The following is a 17,765-nucleotide window of genomic DNA, read 5'->3' on the forward strand; positions in this document are numbered from 1 at the left end:
CACCTGGTTCATTCCCACTTGGAACGAGGGGGGACGTTTACCGATTACTCAAACGGAGCTTGAACCCGATGAAAAATGCATTCACCTACTCCTGGTTGCTCCTTGCCATGGGCGCTGTTCTGGCAGGAAGTGTCCAGGCTGGCGAGAACTCCACCGGCAAGCCGGCTGCCGAGGTTCCGGGCGTCCCGGCAGGCACCGTGATTACCCCTTCAAGTGCCGCGATCATCGCGCAGGACACCTATTTGTGGGGCTGGCCGCTCGTTAACGCCTTCAACCGTCGCGCCTCTTTTGCCAAGGCACCGGAACCTGGACTGATCGGCGGCATTTTGCCGGCAGCACCGACAGGGTATGTCAGTCTGCTCACTGGCTATATTTCGCCGGAACAACGCTGGGTCGCGCACCCTAATCAGGACGTGGTGTATGGCTTTGGTTATGGCGCGACCGACGACGACCCGATGGTGTTGCAGGTGCCGGACTTCGGTGATCGCTTCTGGGTGTATGCGCTCTACGATGCACGCAGTGAAGAGTTCTCCAAACTGGGTAAACAATACGGCACCAAGCCCGGCAACTATCTGGTGGTCGGGCCGAACTGGAAGGGCACGGTGCCCGAGGGTATCACTCAAGTAATCAAGTCACCCACCGAACTGGTTGCTGCCGGTCCACGGGCGTTCCTTGACGACAGCGACGAAGACCGCAAAGCCATTCAGCCTGTGCTCAATCAGATGGTCATCTACCCGTTGAGCAAGTACACCGGCAAATCCGTGACCAAGGACTGGAAAGCCACGCCCCATTTCCCGCAGGCCGAGAAAACGTCTGCCGAGTCGCGCTGGGTGATCCCGGAGACATTCTTCGACCAGTTGCCGGAAGTCCTGGCCAAGGTGCCACCGCTGGCCGGCGAAGAGAGCCGTTACGCGATGATCAAGGCTCTGCTGGAAGCGGCCAATAAAGACCCGGCGATCAAGGACGCGATCATCAAGGCGGCAGTCGAGACCGAAGACAAGGCCATTACACCGCTGTTCGCTTTCCGCACCAATGGCTCGCGCCTGCCCAATGGCTGGAACTCACCGACCAATGTCGCGCGTTGGGGCAACGATTACCTCAGCCGTACGGCCACTGCTAAATCGAACATGTACACCAACCAGCCCGAGGAGACGCGCTACTTCTTCCTCGAAGTGGACGACAAGGGCGAGCGTCTCAATGGCGACCACCGCTATACCATCACTTTCCCCAAAGGCAAGACACCGCCCGCCAATGGTTTCTGGTCGTTGACGATGTACGACCCGCAGCATTTCTTTGCGCCCAACGACCTCAAGCGTTACTCCCTGGGTACCAAGAACAGCAAGAGCATGAAGACCAATGCCGATGGCTCGCTGACCTTGTATATCCAGCACGATTCGCCGGGCAAGGACAAGGAAGCCAACTGGCTGCCAGCGCCGAAAAGCGATTTCGAGACGACCATCCGCACCTATTGGCCCAAACCCGAAGTGCTCAGCGGTGAGTGGACGCCGCCAGCGGCTGTACGTGTGAATTGATGGATGCCAGGGCCGCGACTTGCGGGAGTCGCTGCCCTGTTTGACTTGCCGATTATTTGATTTCTGTCGGCTGCGCGATGGTGTATTTGCCGCTCACTACGCTTTCACCGGGCCGATAGATACGCATGCCCAGATACCAATTGTGTCACGGTGTTGGCGGCCAATTGGCTACTTCACCGCATTTCTCTTTTGGCCCGAGTGAACCGTCACGGTGTCGTCGTTGTTGAATTTCATCGCACGGTTGTTCAGGTTGGAGTTTTCACTTTTCAGGTACTTGTCCTGACGGAAGGTATTCGCCCCTACATCGGAAACGACGCTTTTGAAGGACTCGTCCACTTCGGCGCGGGCATAGTTGTCGGGAGTCACTGGCGTTGCGGCGAACACATTGACTGTATTCAGCACTGTACCGATCAGCAGAATCTTTCGCATGCCTGTCATTTTTTCAATCCGTTGTTACCTGTCGAACGATACCGCCAAAAGCTTAGTCGACGACTCGCTTCAGGCCAGACTGCCCGGTGGACTCGACGATTCACGGGCAGTCGTCGCGATCATTTGTCGACTTTTTCGATGGCCGGGAACTTGTAGCTACCTTGCTGCACCTCTTTGCTCGGGCCGTACATGCGCATGATGATGTAGGCATCTTTCTCTGGAATGGGCAGGTAGTTGGGGTTGCTCGCGTCGCCCTTGGCGCTCATTTCGATGGTGTACATGCCGTCGGCGTCGGGTTTCAACGTGCGGTCTCCGCGACTGTGGCGATTGAGGGCATTGTGCGCCATCAGGCGATTGTCCGAGGCATACACGGTGAACGACCAGAACTGGCTGACGTCCGGTGCCTTGAAGTGCATGCGGTACTTCTGGCCGTCGGCGCCGCTGAGATGCTTGCCGGTGCTGTCAGTTTCCGATTTGAGGTAAACGCTTTCATCCGGTGGCAGGCCCCACTGACCGAGGTAGGTGCCTTCGGCGAACAGGTCGCGATCGCCGTCGCCCAGTTGTTCGCGCGTACCGAGCAACTTGCCGGCGTTGGTCATTTTCGGCGCCAGTTCCTTGATGTGTTTCATGCCTAACTCTTCGCCTTTATTCGCGGCGGCGAGTTGATCCTGGGTGAACTTTTCATTGCACGGCGCAAGCCCCATGACTTTGTACTGATCCAGCCACTTCTTGTCGGCGGTCCCCATGGTGCCGTCACACAGGACGGCGTTGACCCGTTGCAGCCAATTGGTCTTGGCCGGGTCGAGATAAGTGCGTTGTTTTTCCGCAGGTCCCGGTTCACCCAGGTACGCCGATAGTGTGCGTACGTTCCAGTCGTCCATGTACTTGAGTGCGACTTTCTCGTCGTCGGGACCGGTGGCCATGATCCGGCCCATGACTTTCACCAGGTTGGATTCAACCCGAATCACTTCGTCAACGCTCGGCGGCACTTCGCCTTTCCAGTCCCTGGCGGCGAACATGAAATGGCCGCCCTTGGTGCCCCGTGTGCGTGCGCCGATCATCGAGGTGGTGTAGTGGCCCATGTCCATGGTGTGCAGCACCCAGTACCGGCCCTTGTCCATGTCGGGCACGCTGATGATCACAGGTTCTGCGGCCACATCCAGCCATCCCATGAGGTGCAGGGTGTCGTTGTTGATGGTCGGGTGCGCAGTGTAGGTGTCATCGGCCAGGTGGCGGATGTTCTGGAAACGGTTGAGCGGGGTTTGGGGCTTGACGGCGGTTTCGTAGAAAAACTTGTAGGCCTCGTCAATCGAATAGCCATAGACAAAGGCCTCTTCGGCAACTTTATCCGGTATTTGTGCAAAGGCAGGAATTGCAAAAGAAAGCATGGATGCCGCCAGTATTATTTTCTTCATGGGCCTTCCTGGTTGTCACGAAAGTTCGAATCTGTTTGATCGATTCTTTTTTTAGTTATCACCGCTGCAGAACAAATGTAAAGCCTTGTTTATAAGGGCAGCGGAGGCGGCAAAAAGCGTATCAATGCTGACGTCGAATGATAAAAAACTGACGTGAAGTGTGAAGAAATATACGCACGAACAAGCATCTTTGCCCGCTGCATTGCGTTAGCTTCGGGTTCGGAGTTGGGCCTGGCGCCGTGTCGGCAAATGCCAAACGGCAGACGTCAAATGACAATTCTTGGCTGGGGCAAAACATCAGTATGGCGACAGGACGCAATAGCCCGTCATCCGCAACCGCCTGCATGAGGATAATAACAATGCCGATGCCTACGCCTTTCTTCGATCACAAAGAACTGCTGACGATTAATACCAACGAGTTGCCGATTTACAAGGACGCCATGGCGCCGTACTTCCCGGGCGTTGATGTGCAGCCGCTGTACCTGGACCCGAACCTGGGTGTATGGACATTGCGCGTCATCTTCCAGCCGGGCGTGCGCCTGCCTTGCCATTACCACACCGGTCCCGTTCATCTGTTCACGATGTCGGGCAAGTGGCACTACGTCGAATACCCGGACCAGCCGCAGACCGCCGGTTGCTACCTCTATGAGCCGGGTGGCTCGATCCATACCTTCATGGTGCCGGCTGATAACACCGAGCCTACCGACACCTTCATGGTGGTCTACGGCGCCAACATCAACTTCGATCAGGACGGCAACTTCGTCAATGTCATGGACGCCACCGACATCATGCAAATCATTGATCGCCTGGTGAAAGAGCGCGGCCTGGAGCCGGCCCGCTACATCCGTCCGGGCAACGCCGGTTACACCGTCGGTTGAGCACTCCCGGCGGGCGCAGCAGCGCCCGTCAATCCCTTTACTTTGTGGAGAGTGCTCAATGAGCCATCCTGCCATGCCGACCGGCATCGAAGGGCAAACGCCTGACGTGCCACGTTCGGTTTTCATTACCGGTGCCAGCGGTTTCATCGGCCAGGCCCTGGCGCGTCGCTACCGGGCGCTCGGGGTCGAGGTTCGGGGCATGGACCTGCGCGCCGACGCGGCCAACGGCGTGGTCGCCGGCGACCTGACTCGCCCGGAGCAGTGGGCCGAGCATGCCCGCGGTTGCGAGTTGTTTATCAACACCGCTGCGGTGGTGTCTCTGGCCGCACCGTGGAAACAGTACCGCGAGGTGTCGGTTCGCGGTGTGCGCAATTGCCTGGATATCGCGATCAAAAGCGGCGCCCGGCGCTTCGTGCAGTTTTCTTCCATCGCCGCCCTGGGCTGGGAATACCCCGAGCAGGCGGACGAACGCAGTGATGTGGTCATCGGTGAGCAATATCGCTATGGCGTGGCCAAGGGGGCGAGTGAGCACGTCGTGCTGGCGGCCCACGCGGCGGGCGAAATCGACTGCACCATCGTCCGTCCGGGCGACGTCTACGGTCCAGGCTCCAGGGCCTGGCTCAGCGAGCCGCTGAAGATGGCCAAGGCCGGTGCACTGATCCTGCCTAACGGTGGCAAAGGTCGCTGGACGCCGGTGTACATCGAAGACCTGCTCGACGGCGTGATGCTGGCGGCCGGTTTGCCCCAGGCGATCGGGCAGATCTTCCATGTGAGTTCAAGCGAGTCGGTCAGCTGCCGCGAGTTCTTTGGCAATCACTGGCGCTGGGCCGGCCGCAGCGGGTCGCCGCGCAGCCTGCCGCTGGGGCTGGCGGTGACGCTTACGTGGCTGATCTGGAGCGTTAATCGCCTGTTGCGCCGCCACGATGAAGTGACGCCCGACACGATGTACATGTTCTCGCGCACCGGCGGCATTTCCATCGACAAGGCTCGTCGGTTGCTTGGTTACGCGCCGAAGATGAGTCTGGATGAGGGCTTGCGCCGTTCCGAAGCGTGGCTTCGCGAAGTCGGGCAATTGAGCTGATACCTGCGGGTCGCCGGCTGCTGCGACCCAATCTGAAGGGGGTTTTTCATGAAAGCTGTTGTCATGCGCGACAAGCAATTGCTGGTCGACTCGATCGCTGCGCCTACGCCGGGACAGGGCGAAGTGCTGGTCAAGACGCTCGCCTGCGGAATCTGTGGCTCGGACCTGCACATGTTCCATCACTGCGAGCACGTGCTGGCCAACTTCAAGCGCGGCCATATCCCGATTGCGTTCGATGACCACAAAGACGTGGTGTTCGGCCACGAGTACTGCGCCGAGATCCTCGATCACGGGCCAGACAGCGACAGAAAGCTCAAGGTCGGGACGCGGGTCTGTTCGTTGCCGTTCGTGATCACGCCGCAGCACTTCCACCACATCGGCTTCTCCAACCGTTACCCGGGCGGTTATGGCGAGCAGATGGTGCTGGCCGAACAGATGCTGATGCCGGTGCCGGGGGATCTGCCGCCGGATATCGCGGCGCTGACCGAACCCATGACGGTGGCCGCACACGCGGTGAACCGAGCACGCCTGGATGGCAGCGAAGTGCCGGTGGTGATCGGTTGCGGACCGATTGGCCTGGCGTTGATCTCGGTGTTGAAGTCCCGTGGGATCGGCCCGGTAGTGGCCTCGGACTTTTCCGCCGGGCGACGTGCCCTGGCAGAGAAAATGGGGGCCGATGTCGTGGTCAACCCGGCCGAGCAGTCACCGTACCAATCCTGGCTGCAAGTGGCTGCGCCCGAAGGGTACGACATCAATGGCCCGATGGCACTGCTGGGCCTGGGGCCGCAGCCCAAGCCTTGCGTGGTGTTCGAATGCGTGGGCATTCCCGGGTTGATTCAGCAGGTGATCCAGAACGCCGCCCCGCGCTCGCGGCTGATCGTGGTCGGCGTGTGCATGGAAAGCGACCGCATCGAACCCCTGATCGGCATCGGCAAGGAAATGAACGTGCACTTCTCCTTCGGTTATACAGCAGAAGAGTTCGCCCACACCTTGCATGCCCTGGCGGACGGCAAGCTCGAGGGCGCGCCGATGATCACCGGTCGCGTGAAGTTGGATCAGGTGGCGGGTGCTTTCGACGACCTGGCCCAGCCGGATGAGCACGCCAAAATCATCATCACCTATGATTGAGGCTTCATCGCCCGGGTCCGCGCGTCGTCCATCGGGGCGACGCGCAATTGCGTGCGGCGTACCCGTGGCGGAACGCCGTACCAGCGCTTGCAGGCGCGGTTGAACGAACTCTGTTCGGCATAACCGAGCAGGCCGGCAATCTGCGCCATGGGCATGTTTGCTTCGGCCAGGTACAGCTCGGCCAACTCTTGTCTTGCCTGCTCGACCAGCTCCTCGAAAACCAGATCGCTATCGGCCAGGCGTCGTTGCAGCGAGCGTTCGCGCATTCCCAGTTGTTCGGCGATCAGCGGCAGGGCGCAGCGCTGGGTCGGCAGTAAGCGACGGATCGAGGCTTCGACCTGACTGCCGATGTCCAGTCGATTGGCCGCGCCCATATTGCTGACGTATTCCATCATGGTGTCGTGCAATTGAACGTTGTGCTGGTCGATAGGTTTGCTCAAACATTCCGGGAACAGCACCAGGGCGTTGTGCGCCTGGCCGAAGTAAGTGCGGGCACCAAAGAAACGTTGATAACGACTTTGCGGCAATCGTGCTTCGGTGCGCGACATCACTGAATGCGGACGGAATCCCGGCCCGTAGAGCATCTGCAAAGCCTTGAACATGACGCCCAGCGACAGCTCGATGATCTGGCGTTGGCGCGGTGCGGGACGCAGGCGCAACTCATAAATCAGATACGGATGAACGACGTCGATCTCGGTGTCCAGGCTCACCAGCACGCCCGGGCTGTAGGTGTGCAGGAAGCGTGTGATCTCCGACAGCGCCTCGCCGATGTTGCGCGCATTTTGCGCGACCACCGCCAATGGACCGAGGATCATGATGCTTTGTCGCTCGGCCAGGCGCAGGCCGAAGTCAATGCATTGCAACTGTTCGGCACTCAGCTCCAGCAGGTTGATCATCGCCCGATACGGAATCACCGCCGAACCGTTGGCCAGCAGCTTCGGGTCGATCTGCATCTGGCGCAGCAGTTCATCGGGGTTGCCGCCCAGGTCCCTGACGAGCTCAGGGAAACCGGTGAGTGAAGTGGTTTTGATCAAGGCAGTCATGGTCGGGGTTTGAGCCTCTTGTTGCAGGAAACGAGTGCCTTGACGGGTCGTACACAACCCTTCCAGGGGGGCAATACCATCGTCTTCGTATTTCCCGCGGGCGAACAGTTTAATTCGACCACTGACGGCAAATGACAAACTTATGACGTGAAATGACAAATGATTCGGGGCCGTCTCTCTGCATGCTTGACCAAACAAACAAGAACGCTCAGCCAAGGGGTCAAGACTGACTCCGCAAGGTAAGGGCGGTGGCGGAGATCTGCATGCACTACAAAAACAATAACGTCCGTACTTACGTGAAACCGCTTGCCCTGGCCATTTCCTGCGTATCGGCCGGCGCCGTGCAGGCGATGCCGTTCCAGCTGGAAAACGGCTGGGAGGGGGAGTGGAACACCACCCTGTCTGTGGGCTCGCAATGGCGCGCGGAAAACCAGGATCACGACCTCTACAGCGGCGCCAACGGTGCACTGGTGGGTAAGTCCGGCGGTAACGGCGGCTCGGTGGATGCCGGCAACCTCAACTACGACAAGGGCGACCGCGTCTCGACCATCGCCAAGTTTGTCACTGACCTGTCGCTGCGCAATGGCGACATGGGTGGCCTGGTCCGGGTCAAAGGCTGGTACGACGAGGCGCTCAAGGACGAAGATGTCAACTACGGCAGTGCCTCCAATGGCTATCGCAAAAAGCCGCTCAACGACGATGGTTATGTCGACCTGCAAAAATTCAGCGGCGTCTATCTGCTCGATGCCTACGCCTACAACACCTGGTATGTCGATGACGCTCCGGTTCAGGTCCGGCTCGGGCGCCAGGTGGTCAACTGGGGTGAAAGCGCCTACATACAGGGCATCAACCAGATCAATCCACTCGACGTGCCGGCCTTGCGCCGCCCGGGTACTGAACTCAAGGAAGCCTTGATTCCGGTGTGGATGGCTTACATGAACATCGGTCTGCCGGCCGGGATTTCCATGGAAGCTTTCTACCAGCTCAAGTACGAAGCCACCGCCATCGAGGGCTGCGGCCATTATTGGTCGGTGACCGAGAGCGCGATCGGCCAGGACTTCGGCGATTGTCAAGTGGGCACGTTCCTGGGCGGTACCAGTCCCTCGTCGGCGACCAAGATCGCCGCAGGCGCTTATCTGCCGGAAATCAAGGGCAAGGAACCCCGTGACAGTGGCCAGTGGGGCGTGGCATTCCGCTTCCCCATCGATGCGCTCGATGGCGAACTCGGCCTGTACTACCTCAATTATCATTCACGGACCCCGTACCTGGGGCTGCGCAGCACCGGCTCGACGACGCTCTCGTTATCGGAGTTCCCCAATGCCGGTCAGCCAGGCGCTGTTGCGCGCAATGCCCGGGGTGAGATCGTGGGGCCAAGCTGGGAATACCCGGAAGACATCCGCCTGTACGGCCTGAGTTTCACTACGACCCTGGCGGGCTGGTCGATTGGTTCGGAACTCAGTTACTCGCCTAATCAGCCGGCGCAAATCAACGGCGCCGACTTGCTCAACGGCGCGCTGGCCGGTGTCGGTCCGGCGGGCGAGTTGCTGCAACTGGTCAAAGTCCAGAGCTCCTCGTTTACCGCCGGTTGGGATCGCTACGAGAAAACCCAGTTCCAGATCAACGGCGTCAACGTGTTCCCTAACGTGCTCAAAGCTGAAAACCTCACCGTGGTGGCCGAGGCCGGTTTCCAGTGGAACAACATTCCACAGAGTGACGATGAGCGCCGCTACGGCCGTGGCTTCATCTATGGCCTGGGCTCGTCACCGTCTATCCCTGCCGGCGGCAACACCTGTACCAGCCCGGTGGCCAGTCTGGTCAACACAAGTCCGGCCGGTTGCAAGAACAAAGGCTATGTCACCGACTTCGCCTGGGGTTATCGCCTGCGCGGCCAGTTGGATTACAACAACTTCCTGGGCACCAGCATCACGGCCTCGCCTTATGCCTTTGTCGGCCAGGACGTCGACGGCGTCTCGATGGACGGCCAGTTCAACGAAGGCCGGATCACCAGCGCCCTGGGCATCACCTTCGATTACAACAAGCAGCAAAAGCTCGACTTCAGCTACGTGAGTTTCGACAACAGCGCTGAATACGACCCGCTGCATGACCGCGATTTCTACTCCGCCAATTACAGCTACAGCTTCTGACAGAACAATAAGAGGTAAGTCCGATGAACAACTTTCTTCATGCCGCGCGCCTGAGCGGCATGGCGTCTGCCTTGCTGCTCGCCCTGAGCGGAATGGCGCATGCCCAGATCACTGCCGACCAGGCCGCCCGCCTGGGCAAGGACCTGACGCCGCTGGGTGGCGAGATGGCCGGCAACGCCGATGGCTCCATCCCTGCGTACACCGGGGGCATGGCGCAACCGCCGGCTGGCTGGAGCCCGGACAAGGGCTACATTGATCCGTTCGCCAACGAGAAACCGCTGTTCACCATTACCGCTGCCAACATGGCGCAGTACAAGGACAAGATTTCCCCGGGCATGCAGGCGCTGCTGACCAAGTACCCGACCTTCACCATGCCGGTCTATCCGACCCACCGTACGGCCATGGTGCCGGCGGCCGTCGCCGACAAGGTCAAGCAGGAAGCGGTACACGCCGAACTCAACGGTTTTGGCGTGAGCAACCTGAACGGTTCGACAACGCCTTTCCCGATTCCAAAAAATGGTCTGGAAGCGATCTGGAATCACAACGTGCGTTACCTCGGCGGTGGCCTGCAGCGCACGTACGCGTCCTTCCCGGTCCGCGGTGGCGGCGACTACTACGCCTTGCGCATCGAGGAGAACCGCGTCTTCGACAGCAACATGGACAAGCCATCTGATAACCGCCTGCTCAACTACTCGGCACGCTTCATTTCTCCGGCCACCCTGGCCGGCACCGTGCAACTGGTGCAGGAGCCGATCGACCAGGTCAAGGAAGTACGCTCGGCGTGGATCTACAACGTCGGTCAACGCCGCGTACGCCGCGCGCCGGACCTGGCATATGACAACGTCAACGACGGTACAGAAGGCCTGCGTGTAACCGACGACTTTGACGGCTACAACGGTGCACCGGATCGCTACGACTGGAAACTGGTGGGCAAGCGCGAGATGTATGTGCCGTACAACGACTACAAGCTCGGTTCCAAACAGGTCAAGTACAAGGACATCCTCACCGCCAACACGCCCAACCCGGACTTCATGCGTTATGAACTGCACCGCGTGTGGGTCGTGGAGGGCACCCTGCGCCCGGATGCCAAGCATGTGTATGGCAAGCGTGTGATGTACCTCGATGAAGACTCCTGGACCGTACTGGCCAGCGACGCCTACGACACCCGTGGCACCCTGTGGCGCATCGGTGTGCACCCGTTGATCCAGTTCTACGATGCGCAAGTGCCGTGGTACCGCGCCAACATCTGGCACGACCTTAGCAACGGTGGCTACTACCTGGCGGGCCTGGCCAACGAAGAACCGAACCCATGGAAATTCGGGATCAAGGGCCGTTTCGTCGACTTCCAGCCCGACGCGCTGCGCCGCATGGGCAAGTGATCGAGACTCGCTGTCGTTAACCTTGCTGCGAGCGGCCACCTGGCCGCTCGCCTGCACATCGGAATCTTTGTTATGTCTTTACGCCACCTGGATCTTCTGGCGGGTGTGGGCGTGTGTCTGCTGGCCACCTCCGTGTGCGCCGAGCCGCCCAAACTCGATTATCAGATCAGCCCGAATCACGTCTTGCTGCTCAACATTGCCGACAGCGGCCAGCACCTTGTCGCCGTCGGCGAACGTGGCGTCGTATTGATCGCCAACGAGCACGGACAAGCCTGGAAAAGCGTGCGCACGGCGACAACGCGGACACTCTCCGGCGTGGCTTTCGCCAATTCTCAGGTCGGCGTCGCCGTCGGTCATGGCGGCGCGCTATTGCGCACGGTCGATGGCGGCGAGCACTGGACGGTCGTCGAGGCCGATACCAATGACGAAGCGCTGTTGGGCGTCGTGGCTCTGGGGAAAGGGCGCATGGCCGCCTGGGGCGCGTTCGGCCTGTACCTGCTGTCGAAGGACGACGGTGTGACCTGGGAGCGCTTGCCCATTCTGGACACTGATTTCGATCGGCACATCTCGCGGGTCATCCCCCTGGTCAACGGTGAGTACCTGTTGGTGGGCGAGAGCGGCACCCTGGCGAAATCCGCAGACCACGGCGAAACCTGGCAGGCGCTGGAGAGCCCCTATGCCGGCAGCCTGTTCGGCGCCCTGCAACTGAACAACGGCGATCTGCTGATCTACGGCATGCGCGGCAACCTATGGCTCTCCAGCGATGGTGGCCATACCTGGACCCGCCGGGACACGGCCACCACCTTCGCCTTCAATGGCGCGGTCGAGTTGAAGTCCGGACGCATTCTGGTGTTCGGCAACAGCGGCTTGCTGCTGACCAGCGATGACCAGGGCCGCAGCTTCAAAACACTGCCGTCCACCCAGGCCAGCCTGGCCAAGGCCATACAGCTGGACGATGGACAAGTGCTCGCGGTCGGTGACCGGGGCGTGACGCCGCTGGCGGCGAACGTGACCGAGCGTCAGGAGTAACCCATGAGCATTCAGGAAAAATACGTGACGGATGCCGATGAACTGGCGCGCAATGCTTTTGCCCAAGGCATCGTCGGCAAAGTGTCCTACTGGATTTTCCACCAGCGCAAAGCCTTGTTGGCGCTGTTCATTCTGATCACCGCGGCGCTGGGCTACAGCGCGACGAACCTCAAGGTCGAGGCGGGCTTCTTCAAGATGATCCCGCTGCACCACGAGTACATGAAAACCTTCCTTGAATACCAGAAGGATTTCGGTGGTGCCAACAAGGTGCTGGTGTCGGTGAAGACCGACAAGGGTGAAATCTTCACCCCCGAGGCCATGGCGGTGCTGCGCAAGGTCTCGGATGAGGTGTTCTTCATCAATGGCGTGGAGCGCAGTTCGGTGACTTCGCTGTTCACCTCCAACGTGCGTTACACCGAAGTGGTCGAGGACGGGTTCACCGGCGGCAATCTGGTCGACTCCAGCTACTCCGGCACTCCACAGCAGATCGCACAGGTCCGCGAGCGTACGCTGAAGTCCGACTGGGTCGGACGCATCGTCTCCAATAACCTGTCTTCGGCTATGGTCGTGGCCAACCTGCAGGAGACCGACCCGGTCACCGGCCAGCGCCTGGACTTGCAGGACGTGGCCAACAAGCTGGAAAAAATTCGCCAGGACAACCAGGGCAACGGCATCAGTATCCACATCATCGGTTTCGCCAAGTCCATCGGCGATATCGCCGAAGGCGCTTCCGATGTGCTGGTGTTCTTCATCATCGCCTTCGTCATCAGCGCACTGCTGCTGTACTGGTACTGCGGTTCGCTGATGCTGACCGGCTGGGCGCTGATCTGTGCGATGGTCCCGGTGGTCTGGCTGATGGGGCTGTTGCCGCTGCTGAAGCTGACGCTGGACCCGATGTCGATCCTGGTGCCGTTCCTGATTTTCTCCATCGGCGTGTCCCATGCGGTGCAGATGACCAACGCCTGGAAACTGGAAACCCTCAACGGTGCGGACGGCGTCACAGCTTCGCGCAACTGCTTCCAAAAGCTTTTCGTACCCGGCGCCGTGGCGCTACTGGCCAACGCCCTGGGCTTCATGGTGATTGCGCTGGTGGATATCGAGATGGTCCGCGAGCTGGCGATCACCGCGACCCTCGGCGTGTCGGTGATGATCGTCACCAACAAGATGCTGCTGCCGATTCTGTTGTCGTTCATGCGTCTGTCGGCGTCCGATGCACAAACGCTGCGCGGCAAGGAAACCCTCGGCGCCGGCTTGTGGGAGCGCCTCGGAGTACTGGCGACCCGTCGCGGTGCGGCCTGGGCCTTGCTGTGTGCGGCGGTGTTGCTGGGTTGGGGCCTGCTTGAGGCGCGACACCTGCATGTCGGTGACATCGGTGCCGGTGTACCGGAACTGCGCCCGGATTCGCGCTACAACCAGGACGTGGCAAGCATCACCCGGGACTTCGCCATCGGCGTCGACCTGCTGCAGGTGATCGTCAAGGCCAAGGGTGACGAGACACCGTGCGTCAAGCGCGAGGTGCTCGACCCGATCAACGAGCTGGACCTGTACCTGCGCCAGGATGACGGTGTGTCTTCGGTGCGCAGCCTGGCCGGTTTCGTCGGCAACATCACTCAGGCCTATGCCGAAACCGATCTGAAATGGCGAGTGTTGCCCGAGCCTACCGCGCAAATCGCTCAGGGCGTCGGCTTCGCCACCCGGGTCGGCACCGAGTACATGAACAGCGCGTGCAACGCGATCCCGGTGTCCATCTATACCAAGGATCACCAGGCCGACACCATCAGCAACCTGATGAACAAGATCAAGGCGTTCAAGGCCGCCTATGACAACGACCAGATCACGTTCCAGCTGGCCTCGGGTAACGTCGGCGTCATGGCCGCGACCAACGAAGTGGTGCACGCCGGCGACAAACTGGTCAACGGTGCGCTGTTCGCTTCGGTGACGCTGCTGTGCCTGTGGATGTTCCGTTCGCTGCGCATAACCCTATGCGTGATCATCCCGCTGGCGCTGGTCACGGTGCTGTGCAACGCGCTGATGGCGCTGCTGGGCATCGGCGTCAAGGTCAATACTTTGCCGGTAGTGGCACTGGGGGTGGGCGTTGGTGTGGACTACGGCATCTACCTGTTCGAGCGGATCAAGCACGAGATGCACGACGGTGGAAAGGAATTGCGCGAGGCCTTCGTCGAAGCGCTCAAGCAACGTGGCACAGCGTCGGTTTTCACCGCCGTGACCATGACCCTGTCGATTGCCACCTGGGCTTTCTCGAACCTGAAGTTCCAGGCCGACATGGGCATCCTGCTGGCGTTCATGTTCCTGGTGAACATGCTGGGCGCCATCCTGTTGCTGCCGGCGCTGGCCGCCTGGCTGCTGCCACGAGCCAAAAACTGATCCCCCTGTAGGAGCGACCATGCTCGCGATGGTCGATCAGACAACGCGGGCGTTCAGGGACCCCGCGTTATCGTTGACGTCTCTCGCGAGCTCGCTCAGGTGAAAGTGAATCGACGCTTATCGGAGTCATTGCCGAGATACCTGGCTCATTGTTGAGCCGGGTTTTTTTCATCCCAAAGGAGCTTTAATCCAATGACGAACACCTTCAGCTATTCCTTGCTGGCCCTTGCCATGGCCGTGGTGCTGGCAAACACCGCCCAGGCTGGAGAAAACTCCGCCGGCAAACCTGCCGCCGAGGTCCCTGGCGTCCCGGCCGGCACCGTGATCACCCCGTCCAGCGCCACGGTCATTGCCCAGGACGCTTACTTGTGGGGCTGGCCGATCATCAATGCCTTCAATCGTCGCGCATCCTTTTCCAGGGCCCCGGAACCGGGTCTGGTGGGTGGCATTCTGCCGGCGGCGCCGACCGGCTACATCAGCATGCTCACCGATTACATTTCCCCGGAGCAGCACTGGATCGCCCACCCCAACCAGGACGTGGTGTATGGCTTTGGCTATGGCGCCACCGACGATGATCCGATGGTGTTACAGGTACCGGATTTTGGTGATCGATACTGGGTGTATGCGCTGTATGACGCGCGCAGTGAAGAATTCTCCAAACTGGGCAAACAGTACGGCACGCGACCCGGCAACTATCTTGTCGTCGGGCCGAACTGGAAGGGCACCGTGCCCGACGGTATTACCCAGGTCATCAAGTCGCCCACCGAGCTGGTCGCCGTTGGCCCGCGCACCTTTCTTGACGACAGTGCCGAAGACCGCAAGGCCATTCAGTCGACCCTCAACCAGATGGTGGTTTATCCGCTGAGCCAGTACACCGGCAAGACCGTCACCAAGGACTGGAAGGCCACGCCGCATTTCCCCGCGCCGCAAAAAACTTCTGCGGAAGTGCGCTGGGTAAACCCGGAGACATTCTTCGATCAGTTGCCTGAAGTGCTCGCCAAGGTGCCACCGCTGGCCGGCGAAGAAAGCCGCTACGCCATGATGAAATCGCTGCTCGACGCCGCCGCCAAAGACCCTGCGGTCAAGGGCGCCATGGTCAAGGCCGCCCGCGATACCGAAGACAAGGTCGTGTCGCCGCTGTTCTCCTTCCAGACCAATGGCTCGCGCCTCCCCAACGGCTGGAACTCGCCGACTAACGTCGCGCGTTGGGGCAACGACTACCTCACGCGCACTGCAACGGCCAAGTCGAACATGTACACCAACCAGCCCGAGGAAACCCGCTACTTCTTCCTCGAAGTGGACGGGAGGGGCCAGCGCCTCCATGGCGACCATCGCTACACCCTGACCTTCCCCAAGGGAAAGACGCCGCCGGCGGATGGCTTCTGGTCGCTGACGATGTACGACCCGCAGCACTTCTTCGCTCCCAATGCGCTCGAGCGTTATTCCCTCGGCACCAAGAACAGCAAAAGCATGCAGTACAACGTCGACGGCTCGCTCACGCTGTATGTGCAGCACGACTCGCCCGGCAGGGACAAGGAAGCGAACTGGCTCCCGGCGCCCAAGAGCGAATTCGAGGTGACCATCCGGACCTATTGGCCAAAAGCCGAGGTGCTGAGCGGCCAATGGACACCGCCGGGCGCAGTGCGTCTGGACTGACAGATACAACAACCAACTAAAAAGGAGATAGAGATGATGAATGTAAGCTCCAGGCTCAAGCGCTGGTGCAGCGCGGTCGCATTGTTAGTGGCAGGCCTGTCGTCACAGGTGATGGCTGCAGACAAGCCGAACATCCTGGTGATTTTCGGTGACGACATCGGCATCACCAACATCAGCCGCTACAGCGACGGCATCATGGGCTACCAGACGCCGAACATCGACCGCCTGGCCAAGGAAGGAGTAATGTTCACCGATTACTACGGCGAACAGAGCTGCACCGCCGGGCGCGCTGCCTTCATTACCGGCCAGCACCCCGTGCGCACGGGCTTGACCAAGGTCGGCATTCCTGGCGCAACCGTGGGCCTGAAGCCGGAAGACCCGACCATCGCCGAATTGCTCAAGCCGCTCGGGTACGCCACCGGCCAGTTCGGCAAGAATCATTTGGGTGACCGCGACGAATATCTGCCAACCAGTCATGGCTTCGATGAGTTTTTCGGCAATCTTTATCACCTCAACGCCGAAGAAGGTCCCGAAGATCCGGACTGGACCAAGAACCCCGCGATGGACAAGCTGTTCCGTCCCCGTGGTGTGATTCGCAGCAGTGTCGATGGCAAGATCGAAGATCTAGGCGCATTGACGAAAAAACGCATGGAAACCATCGACGAAGAATTCCTCGCGGCGTCAACCAACTTCATGGACAAGGCCGTCAAGGCGGATAAACCCTTCTTTGTCTGGTTCAACTCCACCCGCATGCACTACTACACCCACGTCAGCGACAAGGTCGCGGGCAAGTCGGGGCAGGGCGAGTACAACGACGGCATGCTCGAACATGACGGCCAGGTCGGCACTTTGCTGAAAAAGCTCGATGAGCTGGGCGTCGCCGACAACACCATCGTGATCTATTCCACTGACAACGGCGTGCACTTTAACCAGTGGCCCGACGCAGGCATTACGCCGTTCCGTGGTGAAAAGAACACCAATTGGGAAGGCGGTTTCCGCGTGCCTGCCATCGTTCGCTGGCCGAACCACATCAAGCCCGATACCATTTCCAACACGGTCATGTCGCACCAGGACTGGATGCCGACCCTGCTTGCTGCTGCCGGGGTACCCGATGTCAAGGAGCAGTTGCTCAAGGGCTACAAGGCCGGCGTGAAGAACTTCAAGGTGCACTTGGATGGCTATAACTTCCTGCCGTATCTGGAGGGCAAGGAAGACAAGGGCCCGCGCACCGATTTCTACTACTTCAGCGACGATGGCAAGTTGCTGGGAGTGCGTGACGGTGACTGGAAGCTGGTGTTCGCCGAACAACGGGCGCACCAGTTTGATGTATGGCGTGATCCTTTCGTCGAGTTGCGCATCCCCAAGGTCTTCAACCTGCGCCGCGATCCGTTCGAGCGAGCGGACACTGACTCCAACAACTACAACCAGTGGTGGGACAAGAAAGTCGGCATCGTCGCGATGCCGGCGCTGGTGCGGGTTCAGCAGTTCCTCGCAACCTTCCAGCAATTCCCGCCACGTCAGCGACCGGCCACATTCACTGCCGATCAAATGGTAGAAAAATTTATGCATTATCAAACGCAGTAAATGACTGGTGGCCGGAGCGCGAATTGGTAAAACTTGCAGATGTACGTCAGACGCCCCACAGCTGAATCGGAAACCCTTGCTA

Annotated in this window: 13 protein-coding genes; 10 read left to right on the forward strand and 3 right to left on the reverse strand. The window is 59.9% G+C overall.

The window, feature by feature from the left end; translation table 11 throughout:
- The first annotated feature begins 68 nt into the window (after positions 1-68).
- A complete protein-coding gene (locus tag M5G20_RS13595; RefSeq protein WP_273919482.1) occupies positions 69-1,532 on the forward strand; it encodes a DUF1254 domain-containing protein in 1,464 nt (487 codons plus the stop codon).
- Between the two features lie 168 nt (positions 1,533-1,700).
- On the opposite strand, the gene M5G20_RS13600 is transcribed toward M5G20_RS13595, so the two are convergent.
- Together M5G20_RS13600 and M5G20_RS13605 are read right to left on the reverse strand one after the other, a co-directional pair.
- Positions 1,701-1,970: a hypothetical protein gene (locus tag M5G20_RS13600; RefSeq protein WP_273919483.1), complete on the reverse strand. Its 270-nt coding sequence runs from the start codon at positions 1,968-1,970 to the stop codon at positions 1,701-1,703.
- A gap of 110 nt (positions 1,971-2,080) precedes the next feature.
- Positions 2,081-3,376 (reverse strand): DUF1254 domain-containing protein, encoded by a 1,296-nt coding sequence (locus M5G20_RS13605; RefSeq protein ID WP_273919484.1) that lies wholly within the window; start codon positions 3,374-3,376, stop codon positions 2,081-2,083.
- A gap of 359 nt (positions 3,377-3,735) precedes the next feature.
- Here M5G20_RS13605 and M5G20_RS13610 point away from each other — a divergent pair, with 359 nt between their 5' ends.
- From M5G20_RS13610 to M5G20_RS13620, 3 genes are read left to right on the forward strand one after another with little or no spacing between them, the layout of a single operon-like run.
- Complete coding sequence (locus M5G20_RS13610) at positions 3,736-4,254, forward strand: 2,4'-dihydroxyacetophenone dioxygenase family protein (protein WP_150718321.1); 519 nt, start codon at positions 3,736-3,738, stop codon at positions 4,252-4,254.
- 58 nt (positions 4,255-4,312) lie between these two features.
- A complete protein-coding gene (locus tag M5G20_RS13615) occupies positions 4,313-5,335 on the forward strand; it encodes an NAD-dependent epimerase/dehydratase family protein (RefSeq protein WP_273919485.1) in 1,023 nt (340 codons plus the stop codon).
- Positions 5,336-5,383: 48 nt separating this feature from the next.
- A complete protein-coding gene (locus M5G20_RS13620) occupies positions 5,384-6,463 on the forward strand; it encodes a zinc-binding dehydrogenase (protein WP_273919486.1) in 1,080 nt (359 codons plus the stop codon).
- Here M5G20_RS13620 and M5G20_RS13625 read toward each other — a convergent pair.
- Positions 6,454-7,506, reverse strand: coding sequence for an AraC family transcriptional regulator (locus M5G20_RS13625; RefSeq protein WP_273919487.1), 1,053 nt, complete (start codon positions 7,504-7,506; stop codon positions 6,454-6,456). The two genes, M5G20_RS13620 and M5G20_RS13625, sit on opposite strands and share 10 nt — an antisense overlap.
- A 263-nt stretch (positions 7,507-7,769) precedes the next feature.
- Here M5G20_RS13625 and M5G20_RS13630 point away from each other — a divergent pair, with 263 nt between their 5' ends.
- From M5G20_RS13630 to M5G20_RS13655, 6 genes are all read left to right on the forward strand, one after another.
- Complete coding sequence (locus M5G20_RS13630) at positions 7,770-9,650, forward strand: DUF1302 domain-containing protein (protein ID WP_273919488.1); 1,881 nt, start codon at positions 7,770-7,772, stop codon at positions 9,648-9,650.
- A gap of 23 nt (positions 9,651-9,673) precedes the next feature.
- Positions 9,674-11,029: a DUF1329 domain-containing protein gene (locus M5G20_RS13635; RefSeq protein WP_273919489.1), complete on the forward strand. Its 1,356-nt coding sequence runs from the start codon at positions 9,674-9,676 to the stop codon at positions 11,027-11,029.
- Positions 11,030-11,101: 72 nt separating this feature from the next.
- Positions 11,102-12,058 (forward strand): WD40/YVTN/BNR-like repeat-containing protein, encoded by a 957-nt coding sequence (locus M5G20_RS13640; RefSeq protein WP_273919490.1) that lies wholly within the window; start codon positions 11,102-11,104, stop codon positions 12,056-12,058.
- 3 nt (positions 12,059-12,061) lie between these two features.
- Positions 12,062-14,443: an efflux RND transporter permease subunit gene (locus tag M5G20_RS13645; protein WP_273919491.1), complete on the forward strand. Its 2,382-nt coding sequence runs from the start codon at positions 12,062-12,064 to the stop codon at positions 14,441-14,443.
- 192 nt (positions 14,444-14,635) lie between these two features.
- Complete coding sequence (locus M5G20_RS13650; protein ID WP_273919492.1) at positions 14,636-16,099, forward strand: DUF1254 domain-containing protein; 1,464 nt, start codon at positions 14,636-14,638, stop codon at positions 16,097-16,099.
- A gap of 33 nt (positions 16,100-16,132) precedes the next feature.
- Positions 16,133-17,683 (forward strand): arylsulfatase, encoded by a 1,551-nt coding sequence (locus M5G20_RS13655; protein ID WP_443218301.1) that lies wholly within the window; start codon positions 16,133-16,135, stop codon positions 17,681-17,683.
- Positions 17,684-17,765 lie beyond the last annotated feature (82 nt).

It is taken from the genome of Pseudomonas sp. TNT2022 ID1044, assembly GCF_028656895.1.
Classification (GTDB): domain Bacteria; phylum Pseudomonadota; class Gammaproteobacteria; order Pseudomonadales; family Pseudomonadaceae; genus Aquipseudomonas; species Aquipseudomonas reinekei.